Origin of the sequence: Trichocoleus desertorum AS-A10, from assembly GCF_039962155.1 — a bacterium.
In the GTDB taxonomy this organism is placed as follows: Bacteria; Cyanobacteriota; Cyanobacteriia; order FACHB-46; family FACHB-46; genus Trichocoleus.
The window spans coordinates 673,167-694,274 of the sequence record NZ_JAMPKN010000001.1 but is presented as its reverse complement, the minus strand read 5'-3'; the positions used below and the strand labels follow the sequence as shown (position 1 = coordinate 694,274).

The window sequence follows — 21,108 nt, the reverse complement described above, 5'->3', positions numbered from 1 at the left end:
AAACCCCGGCTGAGAGCGTTGCGTCCCCAGCCTCCCTCCAGAAGGTTTTCGTAAAATTTTTTGCTGGAGAAGGTAAAAAGCAAAAACCCCTGATGTTTCTAGCAATGAGAAATCAATCAGGGGTTAGCAAGGTGATGAGTTTTATCTCTGAGCTTGAGCTGGCGTAGGAGGCTTTCTCCTGGGAACAGAACTATGCGGTTACTTCTAGTTCTACTTCTTGCAGGTGAGCGCGGAATTTTTTGTCAAATTTGACTTGGATGGGTAGGTTGGCACTGACGGGTCGGCCCTGCCACTCCTTGACGACAGCTACTACTTCGCCTTCCTGACCTTTGATATCAAATGCTTGATTGCGATGGTCAGGATGATGGTACACAATGACGGATTCTTTGACGCGAACGCGATCGCCAACTTTCATAATCCTCGTGTTTCCTCTTCAACAACCTGAACCAATGCAGCGCTCAACGGTAGGTAGCGCTTGCAGACAACCTTTTTATCTTCACATAGAGTGGCACTTTCCTATCAATTAGTCGGGGAACCGGGGGGTAAAGCTTGGTTGAGGGGGTTGGGTAAACGTTGGCGCAATTGCTGGAAGCCTTGCGGGTTGAGTTGTGACCAAGCAATTAAACCAGCGGTACCGCCACCAGCTAACAAGATTAATAAGCTAAGGACGACGACAAAGCGGTTGCGTTTACGAGTTACTGTACTGACCGGAGCAGCAGTGGCGGGGGTTTCGGCTTCATCTGATTCGCCATAGAGCAACGCTTTGGAGGCTTCGGACATATCTGCGGGCCAACCACTCGTTGCATTGGTCGCTCGTTTGGGATCAAACCAGTTGAGCTGGAAGTCGGAGGAGACTCGACAGTGCATCAATACAACAGAGGTGTTGTCGTAGCCGTTGTGTTGGTTGGCTAAATCGATCAAGGCTTGAACTGCGGCTGATAAAGACAATTTACCTCGCAGCACAGGTTCGGCGTAATCAACCCAAGCTCGCTCAATCAAGCCGTTGTCACTGAGGCCATCGGAGCAGAGCAAAAGCAACCCATCCTCTTCGACAATGAAGCGCTGCACAGTGGGTCGAAGAAATTCGGCATCTCTAGTGCCTAGGGCCTGTGTTAATCCGCCTGCATCAGGTCTGTGTAGCGCTTCGCGATGTAAACTACGGCCCAACCGAACTTCTCTGGTGGCTACGTCATCGTCCAAGGTCAACAGATGGCAGTAGTGAGGGGTGATCCAGTAAGCGCGGCTATCTCCGACATTGGCGATGTATAGCTCATGCGCATTGTCGGCAGTTGCACCTGTAGTCAGTTTGACTCGCTGCGGCAACTGAAGCGCCATGACTAGGGTTGTGCCCATGCGCTGTCGCGATTCTCGCCCTTGGGTGTCGTTTTGAGCGCAAATCAAGTTATTCACAACGCGAATGGCTGCTTCTAGCTGTTCCATGATCAGCTCTGGTGACAGCAGTTCTTCCTGTTCTTCTACCTCTGTTAAGAAGGCGCGAATTTGGAGTTTGAGCGATCGCACTGCCAACTGACTCGCCACTTCCCCGCCTTCGTGTCCACCAATGCCATCACAAACGATCGCCAGGTGGGGCACTAATTTCTCTTTGGGACGGGCTTGGCCTTCTCGCAAGTCGGGCACTGTAGGGAAGTAAGCATCTTCATTCAGCGATCGCTGCTTGCCTGTATCCGACTCGCCGAGTAGCTTGAGCTGGAGCGGCAATTGAGAAGATTGTTCTAGCAATAACTGGTTGAGTTGCGTGACCACACTGGCAAGTGAGGCTTCCGCCGTGCGTAACGGGTGCAAGACGGTTTGCAGCGGTTGAGCCACGACCACTTGAGCTTCGGAAGCCCAGGCAAAGAGAAATTCGCCAAATTCTTCTAGGGTGGGAGGCTGAGGCAACTTGCGGCTGAGGAGCGATCGCGGTTGGGCATCTGCTTCAGGTTGGTCGGCATACAACTCGCGCAGACGGACGCGCCAGCCTTCTACTCGTAAGTTCTCTGGAATCATTAAGCTGGAGGCCACGCCTTGCTCAGCTAGCGGTTGCCACAGTTGCAGCAATTGCCACAGCCAATAGACTTGGCGCAGGGAGGTGGTTTGCGGCCAGACTTCGGCCATTGAAGGGTGTAAGTTCCCGTCTGAGTCGATGGCAGCGTTGTCCAGCAGTGCAATATCCCACTGAGTTGCTTCTTCTCGGCTAGAAGCGAACCCGTATAACTCTGGCACATGCAACCGTTGAGGATAGAGATGCAGATAAGCGAGCAACTCATCTGGCCAGGCAGGAGGGAGGTGCGGCAGCAATCCAGGTTGGGTGTCTAGCCAAATCTGTGGGGTCAAAACGTAGTATCTGCCTAGAACCAACTCCTGTGGCGATCGCTGAGTCGCGCTGCTGCCACTGGCCCAGAGGTAGCGATAGATGAGCGGTGTTTCACAATGGGCACAAAGCTTCTGGCCTAGCGAATTCTGTGGATTAGCACAGGCTAGGTTAGGGCAAGAAATTTTTAGCTCAGAATTGCTCATGCGTTCGCACACCCTAAAGCTAAGTGGATCAAAGGGCTAGAGGCCTAAAAGGTTGGGATAGATTGGTTGTGACAACACTAATCCCACCAGCCTACCCCATCATTATCTAAGCCTAATACTTCACCAAATTAGATTTTCAGGGTTGAGTGGGGCAGGCGAGACCCGCCCCACTCAACCCCAAGCAGCACAATTAATGCGGCGGAATCCGAGGTTGAAGTTACAAGACAGCAATCATAGCAGGGTTAGGGGCTACCAGACATTTGCGATCGCGGCAACCAAGCTGGAATTGGGATCAGTGGAATTGAATCTATCTTTATCGCGCTGCACAGGATATGGGTATGCCTTTCGGTCCTACAGTGATTTGGTTGCTGGCAGGAGTCGGATTTTGTTTAGTAGAGCTATTGTTGCCGACGGCATTTGTCGCCTCAATGATGGGTGTGAGTGCGTTTATCGTCGCCCTGATTTCATTGGTTTTGCCGCAGCTTAGTTGGCAAATTATTCTCTGGATGGCCATTTCGGTAGCGCTGGTAGTTTTGGTGCAACGTTGGGTACCCAAGCAGAAGGCCTCAACGATCGCAGATGCCACAGAGGCAGAAACTTTAACCGAGATTTTGCCAGGAAAAACGGGTCGGGTGCTCTACGAAGGCAATTCCTGGCAGGCCCAGTGTGATGATGAAACGCTAGCGATCGCGCCTCAGCAAAAAGTCTGTGTAGTCGGTCGTAAAGGCACGACTCTGCTGGTCATGCCAGAAAACTTACTGCATCACTAGAGCCGAATCTGCATTCGGTTGATTTGCTTTTTCAAGCTTCAGGAGAATCCAAAATGAACCAATTTATCTTAATGCTCGTTCTCACCCTAGGCGGTGTGGGGCTTTCCGGCGTCAGAATTCTGAGTCAAGGGAATGAAGCGCTCGTTGAAACCCTGGGACGCTACAACGGCAAAAAACTCAAACCAGGTCCAAATTTCGTCTTTCCTGGTTTGGATCGCGTGGTGTTCAAAGAAACCATCCGCGAAAAGGTTTTAGACATTCCTCCCCAACAATGCATTACCCGTGACAACGTATCCATCACCGTGGACGCCGTAGTCTACTGGCGCATTATCGACATGGAGCGGGCCTGGTACAAGGTGGAGAACCTCAAGTCAGCAATGGTAAATATGGTGCTGACCCAGATTCGGGCCGAAATGGGCAAGCTAGAACTCGATGACACCTTCACAGCGCGATCGCAAATTAGTGAACTGCTGCTCCGGGAGCTAGACATTGCTACTGACCCGTGGGGTGTGAAGGTCACTCGGGTAGAGTTGCGAGACATCGTGCCTTCCAAAGCCGTCCAGGAATCGATGGAATTGCAAATGTCTGCAGAGCGACGGAAACGCGCCTCTATCCTGACATCAGAAGGCGAAAGAGAATCAGCCGTCAACTCTGCTAGAGGTAAGGCAGAAGCTCAAGTGTTGGATGCGGAAGCCAGGCAAAAAGCAGTCATCTTGGAAGCGGAAGCTCAACAAAAAAGCATTATCCTCAGAGCGCAAGCGGAGCGGCAACAGCAAGTGCTCAAGGCTCAAGCCACTGCCGAAGCACTTCAGATTGTGGCCAAAACCCTTAAAACTGACCCCGATGCTCACGAAGCGCTGAAATTCTTACTAGCGCAACACTATCTAGAAATGGGCACCACCATTGGTAGCAGCGGCAGCAGCAAGGTGATGTTTATGGACCCCCGCAGCATTCCTGCCACCTTAGAAGGGATGCGATCGATCGTGGGAGATGGCAGCACTCATGCTAACAACCACAACTCCAAGCTGGATCCTGCTGCTAATCTAGGGCTTTCATAACCTCAAGTAGCACCTCTGCGATCGCTGGCTAAAACACTGCTTAGAGCACTACTTGAGAAGCTAACTAACCACCCCGCTAGCACTTTGAGCCGCTTGGCAGGGATCGCAGAGGCCAAAAAACTCCAGGGTATGGTAGTAGATCTTGAACTGATGTGATTGTTGGAGCTGCGTCTCTAGCTCGTGTACCGGACATTCATGAATGGGAATTGAGGCACCACATTGTAAGCAAGTGAGGTGGTGCTTATCTTGCTGCAAACAGCTATACAACGATTCACCACTGGCTAACGTGCGTACCTGTACCACACCCTCTAATTTCAAAGCGTCTAGGGATCGATAGACCGTAGCAAGCCCCATGCTCTGACTTTGACTCCGCAATTCCACGTAGAGATCTTGGGCAGAAACGGCTCGATTCAGGGTCTTCAATAGGGCTAAAATACGCTCCTGACTGCGGGTGCGTTGAGCTTTCATATACAAACAATTCTCAAGCGTTATGTTGGGTAGGGACGCAGTTTGTCCTTTCCTTCAAGCTAAACCATATAGACTGCACAAATGGGAAATCGCAGCCTTAGAATAGGAAGGCTGTGGTGTACAAACCGTCTATTCACTCTTTTAGTTAAGGCGCTGCTGTGACTCGAAAGTATCAGGCTCGAATCTATGTTACTCTCCGTCCCTCCGTACTAGATCCAGCTGGGACGGCAGTGCAATCTGGATTGCAACACATGGGCTACGACAATGTGGAGCAAGTCCGAATCGGCAAATATGTGGAACTGACCCTGACGGCAGCAGATGAAACCGCAGCTCGACAGCAGTTGGATCGAGTGTGCGATCAACTTTTAGCGAACCCGGTGATTGAGAACTATCGCTTCGAACTCACCGAATCAGCCACCCTCAACTCAGGGGTAACCGCATGAAGTTTGGCGTTGTTGTATTTCCTGGCTCGAATTGCGATCGCGACGTTGCCACCGTTACCGAAGGCTTACTTCAGCAGCCAACGCGCATGGTTTGGCATGAGGAAAGCGACATTTCCGATTTAGATGTGGTAGTAGTTCCCGGTGGTTTTAGCTACGGCGATTACCTCCGCTGCGGGGCGATCGCTCGTTTCTCTCCTATCATGCAAGCTACGATCAAGCATGCTGAGCAGGGCAAGCTAGTTCTGGGCATTTGCAATGGCTTTCAGGTGTTGACGGAAGCAGGACTACTGCCTGGAGCTTTGGTCCGTAACCGTGACTTACACTTTGTCTGCGATCGCGTCCCCGTTAAGGTGGAGCGAAATGATTTGCCTTGGACGCAGGAATATCAGGCCGGAGAAGTGATTACCCTACCGATCGCCCACGGTGAAGGTAGTTATTACGCTGACCCCGACACCTTGGCTGAGCTTGAAGCCAATGGTCAGGTGCTGTTCCGTTACTGCACAGCGGCAGGAGAGGCTGAAAATGGCAGCAACCCCAACGGCTCCCTCAACAACATCGCTGGCATTTGTAATCATCGGGGCAACGTTTTAGGCATGATGCCCCACCCAGAGCGAGCCGCTGAACCCATCTTAGGTAACACCGATGGCATGAAATTGTTTCATGGCTTGTTGTCTGCCGTTGCTGCGATCGCTTAACCGACTCAATCAAATTGCTGGCGCGATCGCTCGACTGTCTTGGTAGCCTGGGCGGGCAACAAGTAGTGGTAACCACTTACTAAGTTCCATACCCGTAGTGAGATGCGAGCGATGGTCAGGGTCTCGTATCCTAAGGCTTTCAAATCACAGAGGTCTCTGGATACGATTATGCGATTGTTGCGGCGTAAAAGGTTTTGGTTATTCGTGGCTACGATCGCTGTAATTACTTTAATTAGCGTGCTCTTTCTTAAGGGCTGGTTTATCAATTTGAGGAGCTGGCTGCGGACTTTAGGACCGTGGTCTATTCCGATGTTTATTGCTGTTTATGTCCTCATGACCCTAGCGGGGTTACCTAATGCCTTGCTGATGCTCGGTTCTGGTACTTTGTTCGGGTTTAGTAAAGGAGTACTTTACGCCTCAATCGCAGATATTTTGGGGGCGACGGCTTGTTATGTCGTGGGTAAAACCATTGCTCGCAAACAGATAAAGAAATGGCTCGCTAAAAATCCCAAGTTTCTCGAGATTGACAAAGCGATCGCCCGTAAGGGTTGGAAAATTATCTTACTGACTCGCCTGTCGCCAGTGCTGCCTTCGAGTGTGCTTAACTACGGCTTCAGTTGTACCAAGGTCAAATTTAGAGACTATTTCATCTTTACTTGGATCGGGATGTTGCCCGTAATCGCCTTCTACGTTTACCTCGGCTCTTTTGGCTTCAGGATGATGGGTCGAGAGGGTTCGCCGCAAAGTCTGTTGCTGCAACTTAGTGGACTGTTGGCCACAGTAGCCACTGCGATTTACACGACACGAGTCGCCAAGCGAGCCTTGGCCCAAGCTGAAGATGCTGCCTAGAAGCCTGTGGCAGAGGTAGCTATTCAGGTTGGTGAAGTTCTGGCTGTTTCCGCTTGAACCAAGCGAGCAGCACATCCAGAATGCGATTAAGGCTGGCAGGATACGCGATCGCCCAGATGTTAATCAATAGGCAAGTGCTAGCCAACCAAAACAGAATATAGGTGGGAGGCATCACGATACCAACGGCCAACCAGGTTAAGACATGTAGCACCATTACTAGGGCGAAGCAACTGGCTAAACCCACGGCTCGTTGAATTTGCACCGTTGGACGACGCAAAGCCGTGAGTCCCAGAGTCAGCATGGTGGCGAGTAAGTTAGCTGGCACCAAAAACGCACAAATGGCGATGCAGTGAGTCCGAGAGAATTCAGATAGAGAGTGGAAAGCGTCAAGCATGAAGAATGAACAGTGAGAGTCTAGATGCTATCGATTTAAGCGATCGCCCCTTACGTTAGTGCCTGCTATAAGCTCTAGCCACAGCTTAAAGGGGGATATGACTAATCATTTCACCCTTTGAGAGTACCCATTCCGGATCTTTAATAACTCTACAGCTTTGGTGGCTGCTGGCGGTTTGGCAACTGCTCTCTGGGACACCAGCTCTCACTAGTAAGATTCTCAATTCGCTACTTCTGGCAGTCGGATTTCCTGGGCCACGGTTAACCCTGCCAAGAAACTGCGGTCTTCGCTGATGTGAGGAAACTTGAGCTGAGAATCTGGCACACCTTTCTTAAGCTGCCGTTGGCGGACGATCGCAAAGCTGCCTGGAGCCAGAATGCGAAGTCGTGGTGCGGGCACAACATCTCGCCGCTTGACTTCGTAGGAAGTGTGAATTTCCTTCAGCTTTTGGTCGAACCGATGTAGGAAAGCTGACGGATTATCGAGTGCTTGACCAGGCAGCAGCTCAATGTTTACTAGATAGTGGGCTGGAATCACATCTTCAGCTAAAGTGACACAAAAATCTTCTAGGGGCAGGCCAAACTCTTGTTGCAGCGATTGCATCACTTGAGTCACATGGAATTCGGTGGTTTTTTCGGTGGTCGAGGAGAGCAGACCCCCTCGACGATGGCGGAAAACAATCAATGGCGATTGCTCATAAAAGCCCGTCACTTCGACCACATCACCAATGTCGTAGCGATAGAAACCGCTGTAGTTGGTCATCAAGATGCGGTAGCGATCGCCCACTCGAACTTCCGGCGCTAGTAGGGTTTGGGGCTGTTCAGCCTCCCATTGATCTTCCGGGATAAATTCAAAAAACCCACTCTCGATCGCCAGAATGCTGCCGTCTTGGCCCAGTTCCGGATAGATGCTAAACGTGCCTTCGGCAGAGGCATAGACCGCGCCATAACCTGGGGTGTCGCCAAAGTACTGCGGAAAGCGCTCAAAGTAGAAATCTGAAGTGCCGCCCCGCGCAGTTGCCACATAGGAAAGCTGCGGCCAAACGAGCCTTGGGATCAGCCGCCCTTCCGACTTCCAGACCTCACGGAGTTGGGCCGCTCGGCTTGGATTGGCTGACCATTGTCGCTCTAGTTTCGTGCGCACGTCCGGCGCTAATTTCAACCAAGGCGCGATCGTGCCCTGGTCTAAATCGTGTATTAACTCCTCAGCGTATTGCTCCAAATAATTGCAGATCCGCAACACCAGCATGGGAAAGTTAGCCCCTAAACCTCGCATCTCAGGCTGGCACAGCGCAAACAGCAGGCAGAGATAGTGCCGCGTCAAGCTGTCGTCGGGCAGCAACGTTTCGTAGGGATGAGCAAAGAGTTGTTCGTAGAGAAATTTGCCCATCCGCAGCACGCCAACGCTGGCAGGCCCATACTCAATACCGCCCGGAGTGCGACCCAAAAGCTGTACCGAGTTGGTAGCAAGCAGTTTGCCAAACTGGGAGCCGCGATCGCGTAAGGCGTCACTCAAAAAACCAATGCTGGTGAGATTCGCCTGCCGGAGAGAGTTTTGAAATCGCTTGGTGACGGGAATCAGTTTCTTTTGCCCCGTCGAACCGCTGGTGAGGTTGAGATAGACCACCGGATCGGGGGTTAAGACGTTTTGCTCACCTTGAGCAATGCGCTCGGTATAAGGCTCATAGCTGCTGTAGGGTAAAACTGGGACGCGATCGCGAAATTGGTCAATGGTTTTGATGTCGCGCAAACCATACTCTCGCCCCAAGGCGGTGTCTTGATAGGCAACCAGCAACTCCTTCAGGAACTGCTCTTGCACCGCTAAAGTGCGCCGAGTTTTTTTGACAAAGCTATTTTTCACTTGACGACTCACAGTCGCCAGAATCGGTAACAAGATCGACATTCCCCTTCCCCTCACGCTCATCCGCACGATGCATTGGATTTCGATTAAAGCTGATTTACCACCGGAGTTCAAATAGACACCAGCAGCGCCAAATGGTTCTCAAGCCGCGAAAAAGCTCTTAATTCTAGGCTGAGCGATCGCCTCGCTAGATCCTTGCTCTCTAGAAATCAGTGGCACAAACCTCCTTGGGTAGCTCCTGAGCCACGAAGAGGATGTCAAAATAGTCGTTATTGGTTCTTTGCGGGCACCGTGTGAGGAAGGAGAGTTCATGCTGACCTTAGAGCCGATCGCCATCGGCATTGCCTGTTTCATCATCGCCTTTATTCTGGCCAGCTTGGTGGAGTACTGGATGCACCGCTTAATGCATGCGTCCCCTCGGGTGGGCGAGCGCCATCGCGACCACCATCGGCGTAATGAAGGCCAAGGCGTTTTGTGGGAATTCCGTGACTACGTCAGAGGCACGTTTATTGTGCTGGGCTTGATGTTTTTTGTCTCGATTCCTGCGGGTAGCGGGTGGCTGCTAGGTGGGATCGCCTATGCGGCGTTCTCAGCTTATGCCCATCAACTCCAGCACGAAAACCCTACTAAGTGCTTCTGGATGAAGATGCCTGTGCATTACGTACATCATAAATACGGCATGTGGGACCACAACTTCGGCTTAGCTGTAGATTGGTGGGACCATATTTTTGGCACCTACAAGCCTGTGGAGTGGCTGAGCGAGCAAGAACTGAACCAACCAGAACGGAGTTATCTGCAACTCCGGTGGTGGTAGCGCTAGCTTAGAAGCAGCCCAACTGGGTGATTTTTGCCAAAAACTGGCGATCGCCCTCGCCTAAGCCAGAAGCCTAGTGCTATGTTGCTTAAACAGTTGCTTATTGCTTAAACAATAGTTTCCGATCCCTGGCATGAATTCTTAGTCTGTGAGGATTCCACCTTGAGCGAATTTCGACAGTTGTTGCAAGAATCGAAAGCCCACTTTGTTGCCAGTCATCAAAACCCCATTAACCAGGCTCTGCACCATCTCACCAATATTTTGGCGATCGCAGCGGTAATCTTGCTATTTTACGATTGGCGGCTGACCTTAGTTTGCCTAGTATTCACCCAAGTGTTTGCCCTAGGCGGCCATGCTGTCTTTGAGAAAAATCAGCCTGCTTTCGTCAAGTACCCTGGCATCACTATTCTCAGTTCCTTCACTTGGTCCTTCGAGAATTGGTTTGGTCTGCGCCAAATTCTGGCTTACTTACAGCGCAAGACGGCTTAGCGTTTACACTTGTACACAAACTCAATAATTTCTTTGATTCAAAGTTTGTTGGAGCCAACGTCGGCAAATGTTTCCAGGCTTGCTGGCTGGTTTGTCTCCACTTTACAGGCTATCCACTGAGGAGCGTTCATGTATCAAGGTTTACTGGTAATCGATGCGGATGCCCACAAGCTAGAAAATCCGCTACTGCTGCGGGATTATATAGAGCCACAGTATCGCGATCGCATTGGTCTGGTGATTGACAGTTTGGGTGATCAGCGCGCGAAGCTGATTGACTTTAATCCTGCAACTGGCAAAAACGATTATGTGCGGATGTTCCCCCAGCCCCAAGGCTTAGGCAAAGGTGGCTTCCGCAACCTGCATCCTGAGACGACTCTCGGTGCCATGTTCAACCGGGTCCGCATTGAGCATATGGACCGCGAAGGTGTGGATGTCCAAGTTATCTACGGCACGCTCAATCTGATTTTTTCCAGCATTTTAGATAAAGATTTTGCGATCGCCCTCTGCCGCGCTTACAACACCTACATGGCAGATGACTGCCGTGGTTATGACAACCGCCTCAAGCCCATCGGGGTTCTGCCACTTCAAGATGTAGACGCTGCGATCGCGGAGATGAAGCGCTGCATCAATGAACTCGGCATGGTCGGTATAGCGGTGGCTCCCAACCTGCCCATTCCTCATCCCAAAGCGCCGGATGCCTTCCCCGAAATCCGCACCTGCAAGAACATCAGCCATCCAGACTTCCGCCCCCTCCTACAAACTGCGGTGGAGTTGGATATTGCTTTGGGCATCCACGGTGGCCCTGGTTCCTACATGGTGGGCGGTATTGCTGACCACATGGAAACCTTTGTCCTGAGCCACATCTTCGTGCAGCGCAACCAGCAGCAAATGGCAATGGCGCGCATGGTCTTCGATGGGGCATTTGAGCAATTCCCCACCCTACGCGTTGGTTTCCTCGAAGGAGGTTGCGGCTGGATTCCTGACCTCGCCCATGCTTTCCATGAGCACTGGGAGAAGCGGATTCGTGACTTCGATCCTAAAAACCCATATCGCCCCTCCCTCATGGACTTCACCAAACTGATGATCCAAGAGCGGGGTGTGCAAAACGTTAACTTGCTCAACCAGGCGAAAAATCTGTTCGACTTGCTGTGGAGTGCTGAGCATGACCCTGCCAAGATCGATGACGCTAGCCTGTATGAGCACTACGATCTGCGCCACCGCGATCCGATGGACTACTTCAAACGTGGTCAGATCTTTGCGTCCTATGAGTCGGATGACCCAGGCCCCTCCTACATGCCTCAGGCAATGGGTGAAGCAGGCAAGCACATTCCTTGCTTCTCTGGTGACTACGGCCACTGGGATGGCGTCCTCAAGGATTGCGTTAAAGATGCAGCCACAGCCACTGAGTACGATCGCGAGCATCTAGCATTATTGTTAGGCGGTAATGCGCTGGCACTCTACGGCGATCGCTTGCGTAATTCTTTACCTGATTACGTCAAAGCTGAAGCTACCGTCACAGCTCAATAAGCTAACTTAGCTCCTGATCGATCAACCCCTCTTTGGTGTGGAGAGGGGTTGAGCAAAAATTGAGACTTGGTTGATTAGGCTGACATTGAGGCGATCGCGGGAGCTAACCATTCTTCCCGGAGTTTCGCGATCGCCTGCTCTTTTAATTTTGCTTCCACCTCAATCCAAGGCACTTCCCGGTAAGAACTGGGCATGACTGTAATCAGATCGCTGTGGTGGGGGTCACCAAAAGCATCACAACCATTAGAAATATGCACTAGCTGCCATTCTGGAAAGGGCCAAGTGCCACGAGCAGCTAACACCATCTCCGCTACACTAGGGTGCTCGTAGCTTTCCAGTTTTTCGTGAATGACATGATGGTGCGCATCAAACACCATTGGCACTTCAGCCGCCTGGCAGACCGCTAAGATTTCTGCCGCGCTGTAAGCATACTCGTCATTTTCTAAAGCCAAACGACAACGAATCCCATCGGGTAGATCGCGAATCACCCGAATCAACCGTTCCGCGCGATCGCCTTTGCCGCCGTGGATTTCCATCATCGCCCAAGGCGATCGCGGCAAACCGAGCAAGTCAAAGATTTGCGCCTGAGTCCGTAGGATTTTGATGCTATTCTCGATCACCTCTGGTTTATCAGAGCTAAGCACCACAAACTGATCGGGATGGATGACGAGGCGAATGCCTGCCGCTTGGGCGCGATCGCCCGTGGCTTGGAGCGTGGCTTGAAACTCCAACAAAATCCCTTCACCAATTGGCTCATCGGCAAACGGAAATAAAGCTGAAGTTAGCCGATAGAGCCGAATCCCTTGTTCTAGACAGAAATCGATTGCGAGGTTGAGGCGCTGTAGATTGTCGGCATACAGCGCTCGCAAAACTCGTTCCTGTTCACTGAGTTCTAGCTGTAATAACCGCTTCCGGGTCAAAGCACGATAGCGCACTTGATTGGTAGAGGTAATGCAGACCAACCCCAATTTTGGAAGTGCGGTGTCTGTCAACTGTTGGCTCATCGGGTTCGGCTTCTCTGGATTCGGCTGCTTTAAATTCGGCTCTGGAGGCGCTGCTAAACGGAGTTTATTCTTGCACGTACATAGGAGGTTCAATCGCAAAGTTGTCGATCCGACCAGACTCATCGATCACATAACCATCAGTTGTCTTCAGGTCAGTATTTTCTTCCTGCTCCACCGCAGCATCCAAGTTCTTGATATTGCGGGCCACATCTACGTTGGAGGGAATTTCTTCATCAGCTGGGTTCACAGCTGGATTTTGCGCCATCTGTACGCCAAACTGATCCCCTCCTGCACCTTTGCCAGGTTCAGCGTCTTCAGGATTACCGCTTCTATATTCTTGTTCTTCACTCATGGTCATATCCCCGTATGTAAAAATTCAAGCTGGCTGAGTAAGATTTGCCTTGACACCTCATGCATCCAATGCGGCGAAGTCTTAGCTCATTCAACGCCTACCAAGTTACCTCAGTTCACCTTCAGAGAGATTCCTTCGGCGGGAAGGACCTCCACCTTGGCTACCTATACCTTGAGTAGGGTTCTGATCCCCACACCTTCTGCCAGCGATCGCGAGAATAAAGGAAGGCTTTGCTCGCTGTTCTGAAACCATGTCTCTTTATTTTTGGGAACGAAAAATCTTTGGACAAGAAACAACTGTTCGATCGCTGGGCACCCAGTTATGACTGGCTCTTTCCTTCCGTGTTTTACCAAGCCATTCATCAGCGCTTGCTGGAATTTATTCAGCTAGGCGATCGCGCTCAGGTACTAGATCTGGGTTGCGGTACTGGGCGATTACTTTATCGTTTAGCAGAGCAATTTCCCAGCTTACAAGGGACAGGATTGGATCTCTCTCCCGAAATGCTGGGGCAAGCCCAAAAACGCCATCCTCTGCCGTCTCGGCTCACCTATGTTCAAGGCGATGCCGAGCAGCTACCTTTTGGCGAGGCACAGTTTGATGCCGTGTTTAACACACTTAGCTTTTTGCACTACCGTCAGCCAGAGCAAGTTTTTGCTGAAGTCAGCCGAGTCTTAAAACCAGCGGGTTGCTTCTACTTAGTTGACCTGACGTGGCAGCCTTGGTCAGATACCCAAGTTCTACTGATCTCGCCAGGAGAAATTCGGCTTTATAGCCAGCAAGCCCGCGAACAGCTAGGACAACAGACAGGGCTAACTTGCCAAGGTCATTATTATCTACTAGGTCCTGTAATGCTGACAGTTTTCACTAAACCCTAAGATTGCCGACTGGCAATCTATTAGGAATAGATAAAAATAGCCTGTTGTTTTAATCCCTAATTAGAGATTCGAACGTGGTTCTTAAAGCTTTGAGATCTGCAATCCTAGCCACAATTAAGTTCTCATTGCCAGCATCTTCTAAGCGGCGTTTCCAGAGTTGAATCTTTTCAGAATTATTCATCCAAAAATTAACGACAGTTTCTACCACTTGATCTAAATCCCAACCGCGTTGGGGAGGTACGGTCTCGATGGATTGAATAAAAGAATCAAGGGTGCAACGGTAGGAACCAACATATTCCACACCAGGTTCTGGCAGCTTTTGTATAATTTCTTGTTGATGATTGAAGAAATGTAAAATGGGTGAGACACCTAGGACTTCAAATGTGTATTTCATGTGAAACTCCTAAAGAGTTTTTGCCGTTTCTTATTAAAAATGAATTGTAGTGAGTATAAAACCAAACGTCTAACGTCAGTAGATAGATTTAATACCTTTTTAACCCAATGAACCTTTACCTTGGCCTAGATTTTGGCACTTCAGGCGCACGCGCGATCGCAATTGACGCCGAGGGAACCGTGCAGGCGCAAGCCAGTTATCCCTATGTCGCCACGGCTTCAAAGGATTGGGTCACTAGTTGGCAAACAGCTTTATTTGCCCTGATCGAGAAAATTCCTCTAGAGCTGCGCCAATCTATCCGAGCGATCGCGATCGATGGCACCTCTTCGACTGTGCTGATCTGCAACAGCGCCGGACGACCCATTGATGAACCGATTCTCTATAACGATGCTCGTGGAGCAGCAGTTTTGGAGATGTTGCAGGCGATTGCCCCTGCGAATCACAGTGTCATCAGTGCCACTTCTAGTTTGGCTAAGTTGTTGTGGTGGACTCAGCAACCGCAGTTTGCCCAAGTGCGCTATTTCTTACACCAAGCCGACTGGTTGAGTTTTCTGCTCCACGGCAAGTTAGGGATCAGCGACTATCACAACAGCCTCAAGCTGGGCTATGACGCCGAGCAGCTATGCTACCCAGCTTGGTTAGAGAGTTTGCCCATGTCACCCTTGCTACCCCAGGTCGTGGCTCCTGGTACGCCTATTGGCCCGATTAAGGCGGCGATCGCTACCCAATTTAGCTTGCGCCCCGATTGCCTCGTCTGTGCTGGCACCACAGACAGCATTGCCGCATTCCTCGCAAGTGGAGCCCAAATTCCCGGTGAAGCCGTCACGTCGCTCGGTTCCACTTTGGTCCTCAAGCTTTTGAGCCAAACTCGGATCGATGACACTCAATTCGGTATCTACAGCCATCGTTTGGGCGAATGGTGGCTTGTGGGTGGCGCTTCCAACACGGGTGGAGCAGTGTTGCAAAAATTCTTTAGTTCTGAGCAACTAGAAACGCTTAGCGAAAAAATTCCCACTGAACAGGAAAGCTCGTTGCATTACTACCCATTGCAGCACCCTGGCGAACGCTTTCCGATCAATGATGCTGCCCTAGCTCCCCAATTAGAACCACGCCCGGAAGACCCAGTGGAATTTCTCCACGGTTTGCTAGAGAGTATGGCCCGCATTGAAGCTCAGGGCTATGAGCTGTTGCAGAAGTTAGGAGCCACGCCGCTCAAACAGGTCTACACAGCTGGAGGAGGGGCAAACAACTCAGCATGGACTAAAATTCGCGAGCGTCAACTAAAAACCTCTGTGGTTCGCTCTGCGCAAACAGAAGCAGCCTACGGTACAGCTTTGCTGGCACTGCGGAATTGCAACCAGATTTTGTAAGTAGCAAGTCTACGTTTATAGCGCTATTTTCATCGTGAAGGAAATGCCGCCAGTGCGATTGCGAACTTCACTCCCCGCGATCGCTCGAAACCCCATCCTTTCATACAACCGTAGGGCAGGATTACTATCTCTGACACTGAGAGAAATCGCCGGGTAAATCGGTTTTGCCGTTTTCAGTAAGTGAGCGATGAGCTGAGTGCCAATGCCTTGGTTGCAATAGTCCGGTAGTACGGCGATCGCTAACTCTGGCACGTCATCTGCTACATAAGCGAAGCCTTTTTCTGCCCCTGTCCAAAGCCTGACCCAGACTGCTCCAACTTTCTGGTTGGTACCGGAGGCGATCGCCACAAATCCTAGATCTCCTTCTCGGCCCCAACCTTCAACGTAACGAGCTAGGAGGGGATGATGCATCGCGGCTTGAATGCTGGTTTCGCCCTCGTCTCTTAGGTGGGCTGCCTCAAACAGCATTTCCCACAGAAACGGTTCATCCACGATGGTTAGAGGTTGAACCAAATAATGCATATTGATCTGAGTGCGATCGCCCTGCTTATATAAACGCCATTCAGCAAAAGAAGCTAGGCACGTTGACGTTCAGCAATTTGCATCAATAATCGCAATGCTTCGTTGACAGCTTCAGCCGTTGGAAAGGCTTTAGCCACATCGGCATCAAGCAACACAAGATTTGTCCCCGCCTTATAGGGTGCCGCATACTTACCTCGCACCCCACCTGCCATTTTGGAGAAGTCGTACTCTGGGCGAAGCTCATCTTCTAGCTCATTTTCATCCTTCTGCATAAAATCTCCGCTCTTGTCGCGTTGCTTCGCGGGCACTAATGATTCGGGTACGGTCATTGCGGTCAGCATGAGAAACCACTAGTAGACGGCCATACCTGGATAGCCCGATAGTGACGTAGCGATTTTCTCTGATTGAATGATCAGGATCGGGAAAAGTGGCAGATAGTACATCACCAAACACTGTAGCTGCCTCCTGAAATTCAACGCCGTGCTTCTGAACATTGCTAGCAGCCTTGTTGGAATCCCATTCAAACTCCATGCTAGAAGTTTATACTTTTTTACCTTAATAGCTTAGGAGCTAAGCACTGAGCAATCGCCCACCAAGATTAGCGCTTCAACCGAAACTGCCAGTCTATACTATTCGCGCGGTCGCTCTACATACAAGCAGGCTTAGCTTTCCACAATTGCAGCAGTATTTGCTTCTTCGTAGTTGATTTGAAATAAGCGATTGCGGCCTTGAGCTTTAGCTCGGTAAAGACCTTGATCGGCGGCTGCAATTAAAGTTGCAGCAGAAGACTGGCTCTGGGGAATTGTTGTGGCGACACCGAGGCTAAGCGTTACGAATCCAGTAACTTGAGAACTAATGTGCAGCAGTTGCAAAGTTTTGATCTTGGCCTGGATTTCGGTCGCGACTGCGGCAGCACCCACCGCATCCGTATTCGGTAGGATGATGGCAAATTCTTCACCCCCGTAACGAGCCACTAGATCCGCAGGTCGCTTTACAGCTTGGGCGATCGCTTGGGCAACTTGTCTTAAAGCATCATCTCCAGCTAAGTGCCCATAGGTGTCGTTATATAACTTGAAGCAATCAACATCGCACAGAATCAAGGACAAAGGAGCTTGCTCCCGCGCTAACCGCTGCCATTCCTGAGCTAAATACTCATCAAAGCAGCGACGATTTGCCACTTGAGTCAAGCCATCTGAAGACGCGAGGCGCTGTAGCTCTTGGTTAGCTTGTTGTAGTTGTTGATAAAGTTCCGACTGCTGAATCGCGATCGCGGCTTGACCCGCCAACTGGCTGAATAGATTCATCTCAGAAGCTTTCCAGCTTCTAGGCCCACTACACTGATGGGCGATCATTAGCCCCCACAGCTTCTCCTGCTGCAAAATTGGCACCACTAAATTAGCCCGAATTTGCAACTGCTGTAGTAGCTCCACATGGCATGGAGTCAGCTCTGCGGCGTGAATATCTTCAATTGCTTTAGTTCGTCCCTGCTTATATTCACAAGCGTGATTGGATTGGAAGCAAGTATCTATGACATTCAGCCCCAATATAGGTAGCCATCCCTCGGCTACAGACTCTACCACTACGACCCCGCTCCAGTCGGACGCAAAGCGATAAAGGACAACTCGATCTACCTGAAACAGCTGTCGAACTTCTGCTGCTGTGGTTTGCAAAATTTCATTTAAGTCTAGAGATTGTCGAATGCGCTGAGTTACAGCAGCAACAATTCGCTCCGACTCGCTTTGCTGATCAATTTGCGCCTGTAAGTCGTAGTTCGCTAGTGGTTGGCTGCCTAACTGCTGATCTTGGCTACTTGCGTCCGACAGGTGGTCACTAGGTTGATTTGAAATCGGTGGCGCGATCGCAGTTAAGCAAGGCGTCGTAGCGGCAGGCAAAGCCCCTGGTTTGGCAATCAAGTATCCTTGGGCAAAAGTGGCACCACGCTGCCGCAGCCAGTCCAGCTCCCCAATGCACTCAATGCCTTCAGCTACCGTCTGAATATTTAACTGCTGCGTAATTTCCAAAATCTTTTCTGTGATTAGACCTTTATAGGGGTCTTGATGCACATCTCGAACCAGGCCCATATCCAATTTGAGGAAGTCTGGACGTAACTGATGCAACAAATTGAGGCTAGAGTAGCCTGAGCCTAAATCATCCAACGCGATCAGAAACCCTGCATCTCGGTAGTATTTCAAAATTGATTTGAGATGATCCAAATCCTGAGGGCGATCGGACTCAATTACTTCAAACACCACATGCTCATGGGGAATGCCTGCCTCGTCAATGGCATCTACAGTACTCCGTAGGCAGGAAACTGGGTCATACAACGCCGTAGGGGAAAAATTGATAAAGATGTGGCTAGAGATTTGATGCCGACTGGCAGCGGCGATCGCGCTTAGACGAGCCAGTCGATCCACTTGGGGCAGCAGTCCCGCTTCTGTAGCCAAATCCAAAATGACACCTGGCATAATCAAACGATCTTGCTCGTCAAACCCCCGCAATAGCGCTTCGTGAGCATAAATCCGAGAGGTGTCTGCCATGTGAACAATGGGCTGAAAAAAGCTAGTGAAGCGTTTAGCCGCCAGCATCTCTACTAGCCAATCGGATTGAGTGAACTTGATGAAGCGTTGCAACGAGGTAATATCGCTAAAGTCATGAATTCGGGGCTGGATATTGCCTCGAACAAACAACACTTGAGTAGATTCCAACTCTCGCGGAGTCAGCAACTCGCCGATATTTTTGGCTAACTCCTGGGTTTGCCCAGGTGCACAAGCAATACTCAGGCCATGCCGCTCTGGCATCAGATCGCAACTAAAGTTTGCTGCCTGCAAATAGGGCACGATTTTTTTTAGGGTGTGCGGTACAGGAAGCCACAGAAACAATCTGCCAGCCTCTGCTGCACCACAGGGCGAGAGGTTGTAGCAAGCACAGGATTTCGGACCAGCATTAGCTTGGCTCACAACTCGCCTACCTTGATAAAACAGCTTTAATTAGTAATTCCCAGACAAAATCACGAGAGCCCGAAATATTATCAGGAGTTTTCAAAGAATTATTAAAGATCTCTCTTTAGGCATAAAAGTAGGCAGGCCCAAAGCCATAATCAGTCGAGCTTAGACTTTTATCTGTTATCTAACTTTTAATCGTTTGGTAGCGGTGGGCGGAAGCAAAGATAAGCCAGTGGCCCAAATAGCGGAATTAAAGCTACAGTCCAAAACAAGCCTGGCTCCTTTAAGCCCCGACGGGCCATGTCGTCTCCTAGCAAGGTCGGCCACAACAGACCGAAAAGGCAAAACGCCAAACTCATTAGGTGAATGAAGCGGCTGGTTTGAAACTCCTGCACAAACCCACCCCAATCACCCAATAGAATGCCATAGGCGATAAAGGCGATCGTGCTTATGCTGATCAACCAACCAGTGCGGCGTGAATCCCAAAACTTGAGCCAGCCATCTTTAGGCCCCGAAAAATGTTGGTTTGGCTCTCGCAACGCCAAATAAGGAATTAAACCCAACACTCCGGTTCCCAGAGAACCTAGGACAAACGGCCAAGCAGGAAGCTTTTGCATACGGCCATCGGCAAATATGAGGCAGCTATAGATCATCACCCACATGCCAATCAGACTGAACACTGCCACGACCCAAGCGTTCAGATCTGTCCAGTTTCCCGCCAAGAAGTTTTGTAAGCGGCCTACGTCAGGCTGCCAGGGGGGAGCTAAGAACAAAGCATAGGCAATAAAGCCAATCCAGAGCAGCCACAATCCGACTTTCCTGATCATTGCTTTCACATCACGATTCAGCCAACCGCTCGGTTCAGGTTATTTAGGTGCGTCACTCTTACCTGCCTGTCTGGCAAATAGGTAAACCGCACCCCAAGCGAGCAGCACAATGATTAGTAAATAACTCATTTATTTTCCCCATTCTGATCACAGCGTAGATAAATCCAAGCGGGCGTCCCTCTTTCCTAAGGCAGGTCACTCAGCGGTATCCTCAGCCGTTGTCCAGCTCGTAGCAACTAGAACTAAGAACCAGAGGCGATCGCTTTATCCCGTCGTCTACCCTGCAAGTAATGGCGTAACTGTTGTTTGGCAATGATCTTGACTCGCCGCCTAAATTCCTCAAACTGCTGTGGGTTGGGTTGTGTTTTTTGCCAAGCCTCTCGTGCCATCAACCGCTCCGACCAAGCTTTGAGGGCTGGGTAGCTCACTAAGTCAACTTGCACATAAGGCAAAAGAGACACCACAACTCCTGCGACAACATCGCCTAAAGTCAATTGGTCGCTGCCAAAGTAGGGGCGATCGCCCAACAACTCGTTAAGAAAACTCAACCCTTGCGCCACTTGAAGTTGAATTCGTTCGAGCTGCTTTGGTTCTTCGAGCTGCACAACCAATCCAAACACTGCTGGCCCCAATTCATTCGTCGTCACCATCTGGGCCATCCGTACTGTGGCGATCGCCTGCGGATCAGTTGGTAGCAGAGCAGGTTGAGGGTATTTAGCTTCTAGGTAATCCAGAATTGCCAAAGATTCCAAAACTCTCACCCCTTCATCTACCACTACAGGAATGTGATGGAAAGGATTAATCGCGGCAAACTCCGGTTGGAATTGGTCTCCATTCAACTGCATCAGCACAGGTTCAAATGGAATTTGTTTTTCTAACAGCGTCAACCAGACTCGACGCGCATTAGGTGAGAGGGGAGCATAGTAGAACTTCAGCAT

Annotated in this window: 24 protein-coding genes; 10 read left to right on the top strand and 14 right to left on the bottom strand. The window is 50.5% G+C overall.

Going from position 1 to position 21,108, the window contains the following annotated elements; translation table 11 throughout:
- Window positions 1-190 precede the first annotated feature (190 nt).
- On the bottom strand, window positions 191-415 hold the full coding sequence (locus NDA01_RS03185) for a ferredoxin-thioredoxin reductase variable chain (protein ID WP_190433512.1): 225 nt from the start codon (window positions 413-415) through the stop codon (window positions 191-193).
- 104 nt (window positions 416-519) lie between these two features.
- A complete protein-coding gene (locus NDA01_RS03180) occupies window positions 520-2,517 on the bottom strand; it encodes a PP2C family protein-serine/threonine phosphatase (protein WP_348226834.1) in 1,998 nt (665 codons plus the stop codon).
- A 338-nt stretch (window positions 2,518-2,855) separates the two neighbouring features.
- On the opposite strand from NDA01_RS03180, the gene NDA01_RS03175 reads away from it, so the two are divergent.
- Window positions 2,856-3,287, top strand: a complete 432-nt coding sequence (locus NDA01_RS03175; RefSeq protein WP_348226833.1) for an NfeD family protein — start codon at window positions 2,856-2,858, stop codon at window positions 3,285-3,287.
- A gap of 53 nt (window positions 3,288-3,340) precedes the next feature.
- Window positions 3,341-4,345 (top strand): SPFH domain-containing protein, encoded by a 1,005-nt coding sequence (locus NDA01_RS03170; RefSeq protein WP_348226832.1) that lies wholly within the window; start codon window positions 3,341-3,343, stop codon window positions 4,343-4,345.
- A 60-nt stretch (window positions 4,346-4,405) separates the two neighbouring features.
- On the opposite strand, the gene NDA01_RS03165 is transcribed toward NDA01_RS03170, so the two are convergent.
- The gene (locus NDA01_RS03165) at window positions 4,406-4,813 is read right to left on the bottom strand and encodes a Fur family transcriptional regulator (RefSeq protein WP_348226831.1); all 408 of its coding nucleotides are present in this window, start codon (window positions 4,811-4,813) and stop codon (window positions 4,406-4,408) included.
- 158 nt (window positions 4,814-4,971) lie between these two features.
- Here NDA01_RS03165 and purS point away from each other — a divergent pair, with 158 nt between their 5' ends.
- The 3 genes from purS (at window position 4,972) to NDA01_RS03150 (ending at window position 6,800) form a co-directional block, all read left to right on the top strand.
- Window positions 4,972-5,256, top strand: coding sequence for a phosphoribosylformylglycinamidine synthase subunit PurS (gene purS / locus NDA01_RS03160; RefSeq protein ID WP_190433521.1), 285 nt, complete (start codon window positions 4,972-4,974; stop codon window positions 5,254-5,256).
- On the top strand, window positions 5,253-5,951 hold the full coding sequence (purQ, locus tag NDA01_RS03155) for a phosphoribosylformylglycinamidine synthase subunit PurQ (protein WP_348226830.1): 699 nt from the start codon (window positions 5,253-5,255) through the stop codon (window positions 5,949-5,951). Before purS ends, purQ begins: the two co-directional genes overlap by 4 nt.
- Window positions 5,952-6,119: 168 nt before the next feature.
- Entirely contained in the window at window positions 6,120-6,800 is a 681-nt protein-coding gene (locus NDA01_RS03150; protein WP_348226829.1) for a TVP38/TMEM64 family protein, read from the top strand.
- A 19-nt stretch (window positions 6,801-6,819) separates the two neighbouring features.
- On the opposite strand, the gene NDA01_RS03145 is transcribed toward NDA01_RS03150, so the two are convergent.
- Window positions 6,820-7,194 (bottom strand): hypothetical protein, encoded by a 375-nt coding sequence (locus NDA01_RS03145; RefSeq protein WP_348226828.1) that lies wholly within the window; start codon window positions 7,192-7,194, stop codon window positions 6,820-6,822.
- A 219-nt stretch (window positions 7,195-7,413) separates the two neighbouring features.
- The gene (locus NDA01_RS03140; RefSeq protein ID WP_348226827.1) at window positions 7,414-9,096 is read right to left on the bottom strand and encodes a GH3 auxin-responsive promoter family protein; all 1,683 of its coding nucleotides are present in this window, start codon (window positions 9,094-9,096) and stop codon (window positions 7,414-7,416) included.
- A 268-nt stretch (window positions 9,097-9,364) separates the two neighbouring features.
- Between NDA01_RS03140 and NDA01_RS03135 the strand changes: the two genes are divergently transcribed.
- The 3 genes from NDA01_RS03135 (at window position 9,365) to NDA01_RS03125 (ending at window position 11,884) form a co-directional block, all read left to right on the top strand.
- On the top strand, window positions 9,365-9,868 hold the full coding sequence (locus tag NDA01_RS03135; RefSeq protein WP_190433528.1) for a sterol desaturase family protein: 504 nt from the start codon (window positions 9,365-9,367) through the stop codon (window positions 9,866-9,868).
- Between the two features lie 162 nt (window positions 9,869-10,030).
- Window positions 10,031-10,357, top strand: coding sequence for an Mpo1-like protein (locus NDA01_RS03130; protein WP_206755558.1), 327 nt, complete (start codon window positions 10,031-10,033; stop codon window positions 10,355-10,357).
- 129 nt (window positions 10,358-10,486) lie between these two features.
- Window positions 10,487-11,884 (top strand): amidohydrolase family protein, encoded by a 1,398-nt coding sequence (locus NDA01_RS03125; RefSeq protein WP_348226826.1) that lies wholly within the window; start codon window positions 10,487-10,489, stop codon window positions 11,882-11,884.
- A 74-nt stretch (window positions 11,885-11,958) separates the two neighbouring features.
- Here NDA01_RS03125 and uvsE read toward each other — a convergent pair whose 3' ends face one another.
- Together uvsE and NDA01_RS03115 are read right to left on the bottom strand one after the other, a co-directional pair.
- Window positions 11,959-12,888: a UV DNA damage repair endonuclease UvsE gene (gene uvsE / locus NDA01_RS03120; RefSeq protein ID WP_348226825.1), complete on the bottom strand. Its 930-nt coding sequence runs from the start codon at window positions 12,886-12,888 to the stop codon at window positions 11,959-11,961.
- Between the two features lie 64 nt (window positions 12,889-12,952).
- Window positions 12,953-13,240, bottom strand: coding sequence for a hypothetical protein (locus NDA01_RS03115; RefSeq protein ID WP_190433531.1), 288 nt, complete (start codon window positions 13,238-13,240; stop codon window positions 12,953-12,955).
- 281 nt (window positions 13,241-13,521) lie between these two features.
- Here NDA01_RS03115 and NDA01_RS03110 point away from each other — a divergent pair, with 281 nt between their 5' ends.
- Window positions 13,522-14,115 carry a class I SAM-dependent methyltransferase gene (locus NDA01_RS03110; RefSeq protein WP_348226824.1) on the top strand — a complete coding sequence of 198 codons (594 nt, stop codon included), beginning with the start codon at window positions 13,522-13,524 and terminating at the stop codon, window positions 14,113-14,115.
- A gap of 49 nt (window positions 14,116-14,164) precedes the next feature.
- On the opposite strand, the gene NDA01_RS03105 is transcribed toward NDA01_RS03110, so the two are convergent.
- Window positions 14,165-14,509: a hypothetical protein gene (locus NDA01_RS03105; protein ID WP_348226823.1), complete on the bottom strand. Its 345-nt coding sequence runs from the start codon at window positions 14,507-14,509 to the stop codon at window positions 14,165-14,167.
- Window positions 14,510-14,616: 107 nt separating this feature from the next.
- Between NDA01_RS03105 and NDA01_RS03100 the strand changes: the two genes are divergently transcribed.
- Complete coding sequence (locus NDA01_RS03100; RefSeq protein ID WP_348226822.1) at window positions 14,617-15,879, top strand: FGGY-family carbohydrate kinase; 1,263 nt, start codon at window positions 14,617-14,619, stop codon at window positions 15,877-15,879.
- Window positions 15,880-15,894: 15 nt separating this feature from the next.
- Here the strand turns inward: NDA01_RS03100 and NDA01_RS03095 are convergent, their stop codons facing one another.
- From NDA01_RS03095 to NDA01_RS03070, 6 genes are all read right to left on the bottom strand, one after another.
- On the bottom strand, window positions 15,895-16,401 hold the full coding sequence (locus NDA01_RS03095) for a GNAT family N-acetyltransferase (RefSeq protein WP_348226821.1): 507 nt from the start codon (window positions 16,399-16,401) through the stop codon (window positions 15,895-15,897).
- A 53-nt stretch (window positions 16,402-16,454) separates the two neighbouring features.
- Entirely contained in the window at window positions 16,455-16,742 is a 288-nt protein-coding gene (locus tag NDA01_RS03090; protein ID WP_431193308.1) for a hypothetical protein, read from the bottom strand.
- Window positions 16,660-16,932 (bottom strand): BrnT family toxin, encoded by a 273-nt coding sequence (locus NDA01_RS03085; RefSeq protein WP_190563180.1) that lies wholly within the window; start codon window positions 16,930-16,932, stop codon window positions 16,660-16,662. The genes NDA01_RS03090 and NDA01_RS03085 overlap by 83 nt, the downstream gene beginning before the upstream one ends.
- A gap of 131 nt (window positions 16,933-17,063) precedes the next feature.
- Window positions 17,064-19,358 (bottom strand): EAL domain-containing protein, encoded by a 2,295-nt coding sequence (locus NDA01_RS03080; protein WP_348226819.1) that lies wholly within the window; start codon window positions 19,356-19,358, stop codon window positions 17,064-17,066.
- A 176-nt stretch (window positions 19,359-19,534) separates the two neighbouring features.
- On the bottom strand, window positions 19,535-20,170 hold the full coding sequence (locus tag NDA01_RS03075; RefSeq protein ID WP_190554938.1) for a hypothetical protein: 636 nt from the start codon (window positions 20,168-20,170) through the stop codon (window positions 19,535-19,537).
- 242 nt (window positions 20,171-20,412) lie between these two features.
- Window positions 20,413-21,108, bottom strand: a complete 696-nt coding sequence (locus tag NDA01_RS03070; protein WP_348226818.1) for a glutathione S-transferase family protein — start codon at window positions 21,106-21,108, stop codon at window positions 20,413-20,415.

Bases quoted from the DNA above. Each gene is read 5' to 3' on its own strand.
- NDA01_RS03185 (WP_190433512.1), bottom strand. From the start codon at position 415: ATGAAAGTTGGCGATCGCGTTCGCGTCAAAGAATCCGTCATTGTGTAC.
- NDA01_RS03180 (WP_348226834.1), bottom strand. From the start codon at position 2,517: ATGAGCAATTCTGAGCTAAAAATTTCTTGCCCTAACCTAGCCTGTGCT.
- NDA01_RS03175 (WP_348226833.1), top strand. From the start codon at position 2,856: ATGCCTTTCGGTCCTACAGTGATTTGGTTGCTGGCAGGAGTCGGATTT.
- NDA01_RS03170 (WP_348226832.1), top strand. From the start codon at position 3,341: ATGAACCAATTTATCTTAATGCTCGTTCTCACCCTAGGCGGTGTGGGG.
- NDA01_RS03165 (WP_348226831.1), bottom strand. From the start codon at position 4,813: ATGAAAGCTCAACGCACCCGCAGTCAGGAGCGTATTTTAGCCCTATTG.
- purQ (WP_348226830.1), top strand. From the start codon at position 5,253: ATGAAGTTTGGCGTTGTTGTATTTCCTGGCTCGAATTGCGATCGCGAC.
- NDA01_RS03150 (WP_348226829.1), top strand. From the start codon at position 6,120: ATGCGATTGTTGCGGCGTAAAAGGTTTTGGTTATTCGTGGCTACGATC.
- NDA01_RS03145 (WP_348226828.1), bottom strand. From the start codon at position 7,194: ATGCTTGACGCTTTCCACTCTCTATCTGAATTCTCTCGGACTCACTGC.
- NDA01_RS03140 (WP_348226827.1), bottom strand. From the start codon at position 9,096: ATGTCGATCTTGTTACCGATTCTGGCGACTGTGAGTCGTCAAGTGAAA.
- NDA01_RS03135 (WP_190433528.1), top strand. From the start codon at position 9,365: ATGCTGACCTTAGAGCCGATCGCCATCGGCATTGCCTGTTTCATCATC.
- NDA01_RS03125 (WP_348226826.1), top strand. From the start codon at position 10,487: ATGTATCAAGGTTTACTGGTAATCGATGCGGATGCCCACAAGCTAGAA.
- uvsE (WP_348226825.1), bottom strand. From the start codon at position 12,888: ATGAGCCAACAGTTGACAGACACCGCACTTCCAAAATTGGGGTTGGTC.
- NDA01_RS03115 (WP_190433531.1), bottom strand. From the start codon at position 13,240: ATGAGTGAAGAACAAGAATATAGAAGCGGTAATCCTGAAGACGCTGAA.
- NDA01_RS03105 (WP_348226823.1), bottom strand. From the start codon at position 14,509: ATGAAATACACATTTGAAGTCCTAGGTGTCTCACCCATTTTACATTTC.
- NDA01_RS03100 (WP_348226822.1), top strand. From the start codon at position 14,617: ATGAACCTTTACCTTGGCCTAGATTTTGGCACTTCAGGCGCACGCGCG.
- NDA01_RS03095 (WP_348226821.1), bottom strand. From the start codon at position 16,401: ATGCATTATTTGGTTCAACCTCTAACCATCGTGGATGAACCGTTTCTG.
- NDA01_RS03090 (WP_431193308.1), bottom strand. From the start codon at position 16,742: ATGCTGACCGCAATGACCGTACCCGAATCATTAGTGCCCGCGAAGCAA.
- NDA01_RS03085 (WP_190563180.1), bottom strand. From the start codon at position 16,932: ATGGAGTTTGAATGGGATTCCAACAAGGCTGCTAGCAATGTTCAGAAG.
- NDA01_RS03075 (WP_190554938.1), bottom strand. From the start codon at position 20,170: ATGATCAGGAAAGTCGGATTGTGGCTGCTCTGGATTGGCTTTATTGCC.
- NDA01_RS03070 (WP_348226818.1), bottom strand. From the start codon at position 21,108: ATGCTGAAGTTCTACTATGCTCCCCTCTCACCTAATGCGCGTCGAGTC.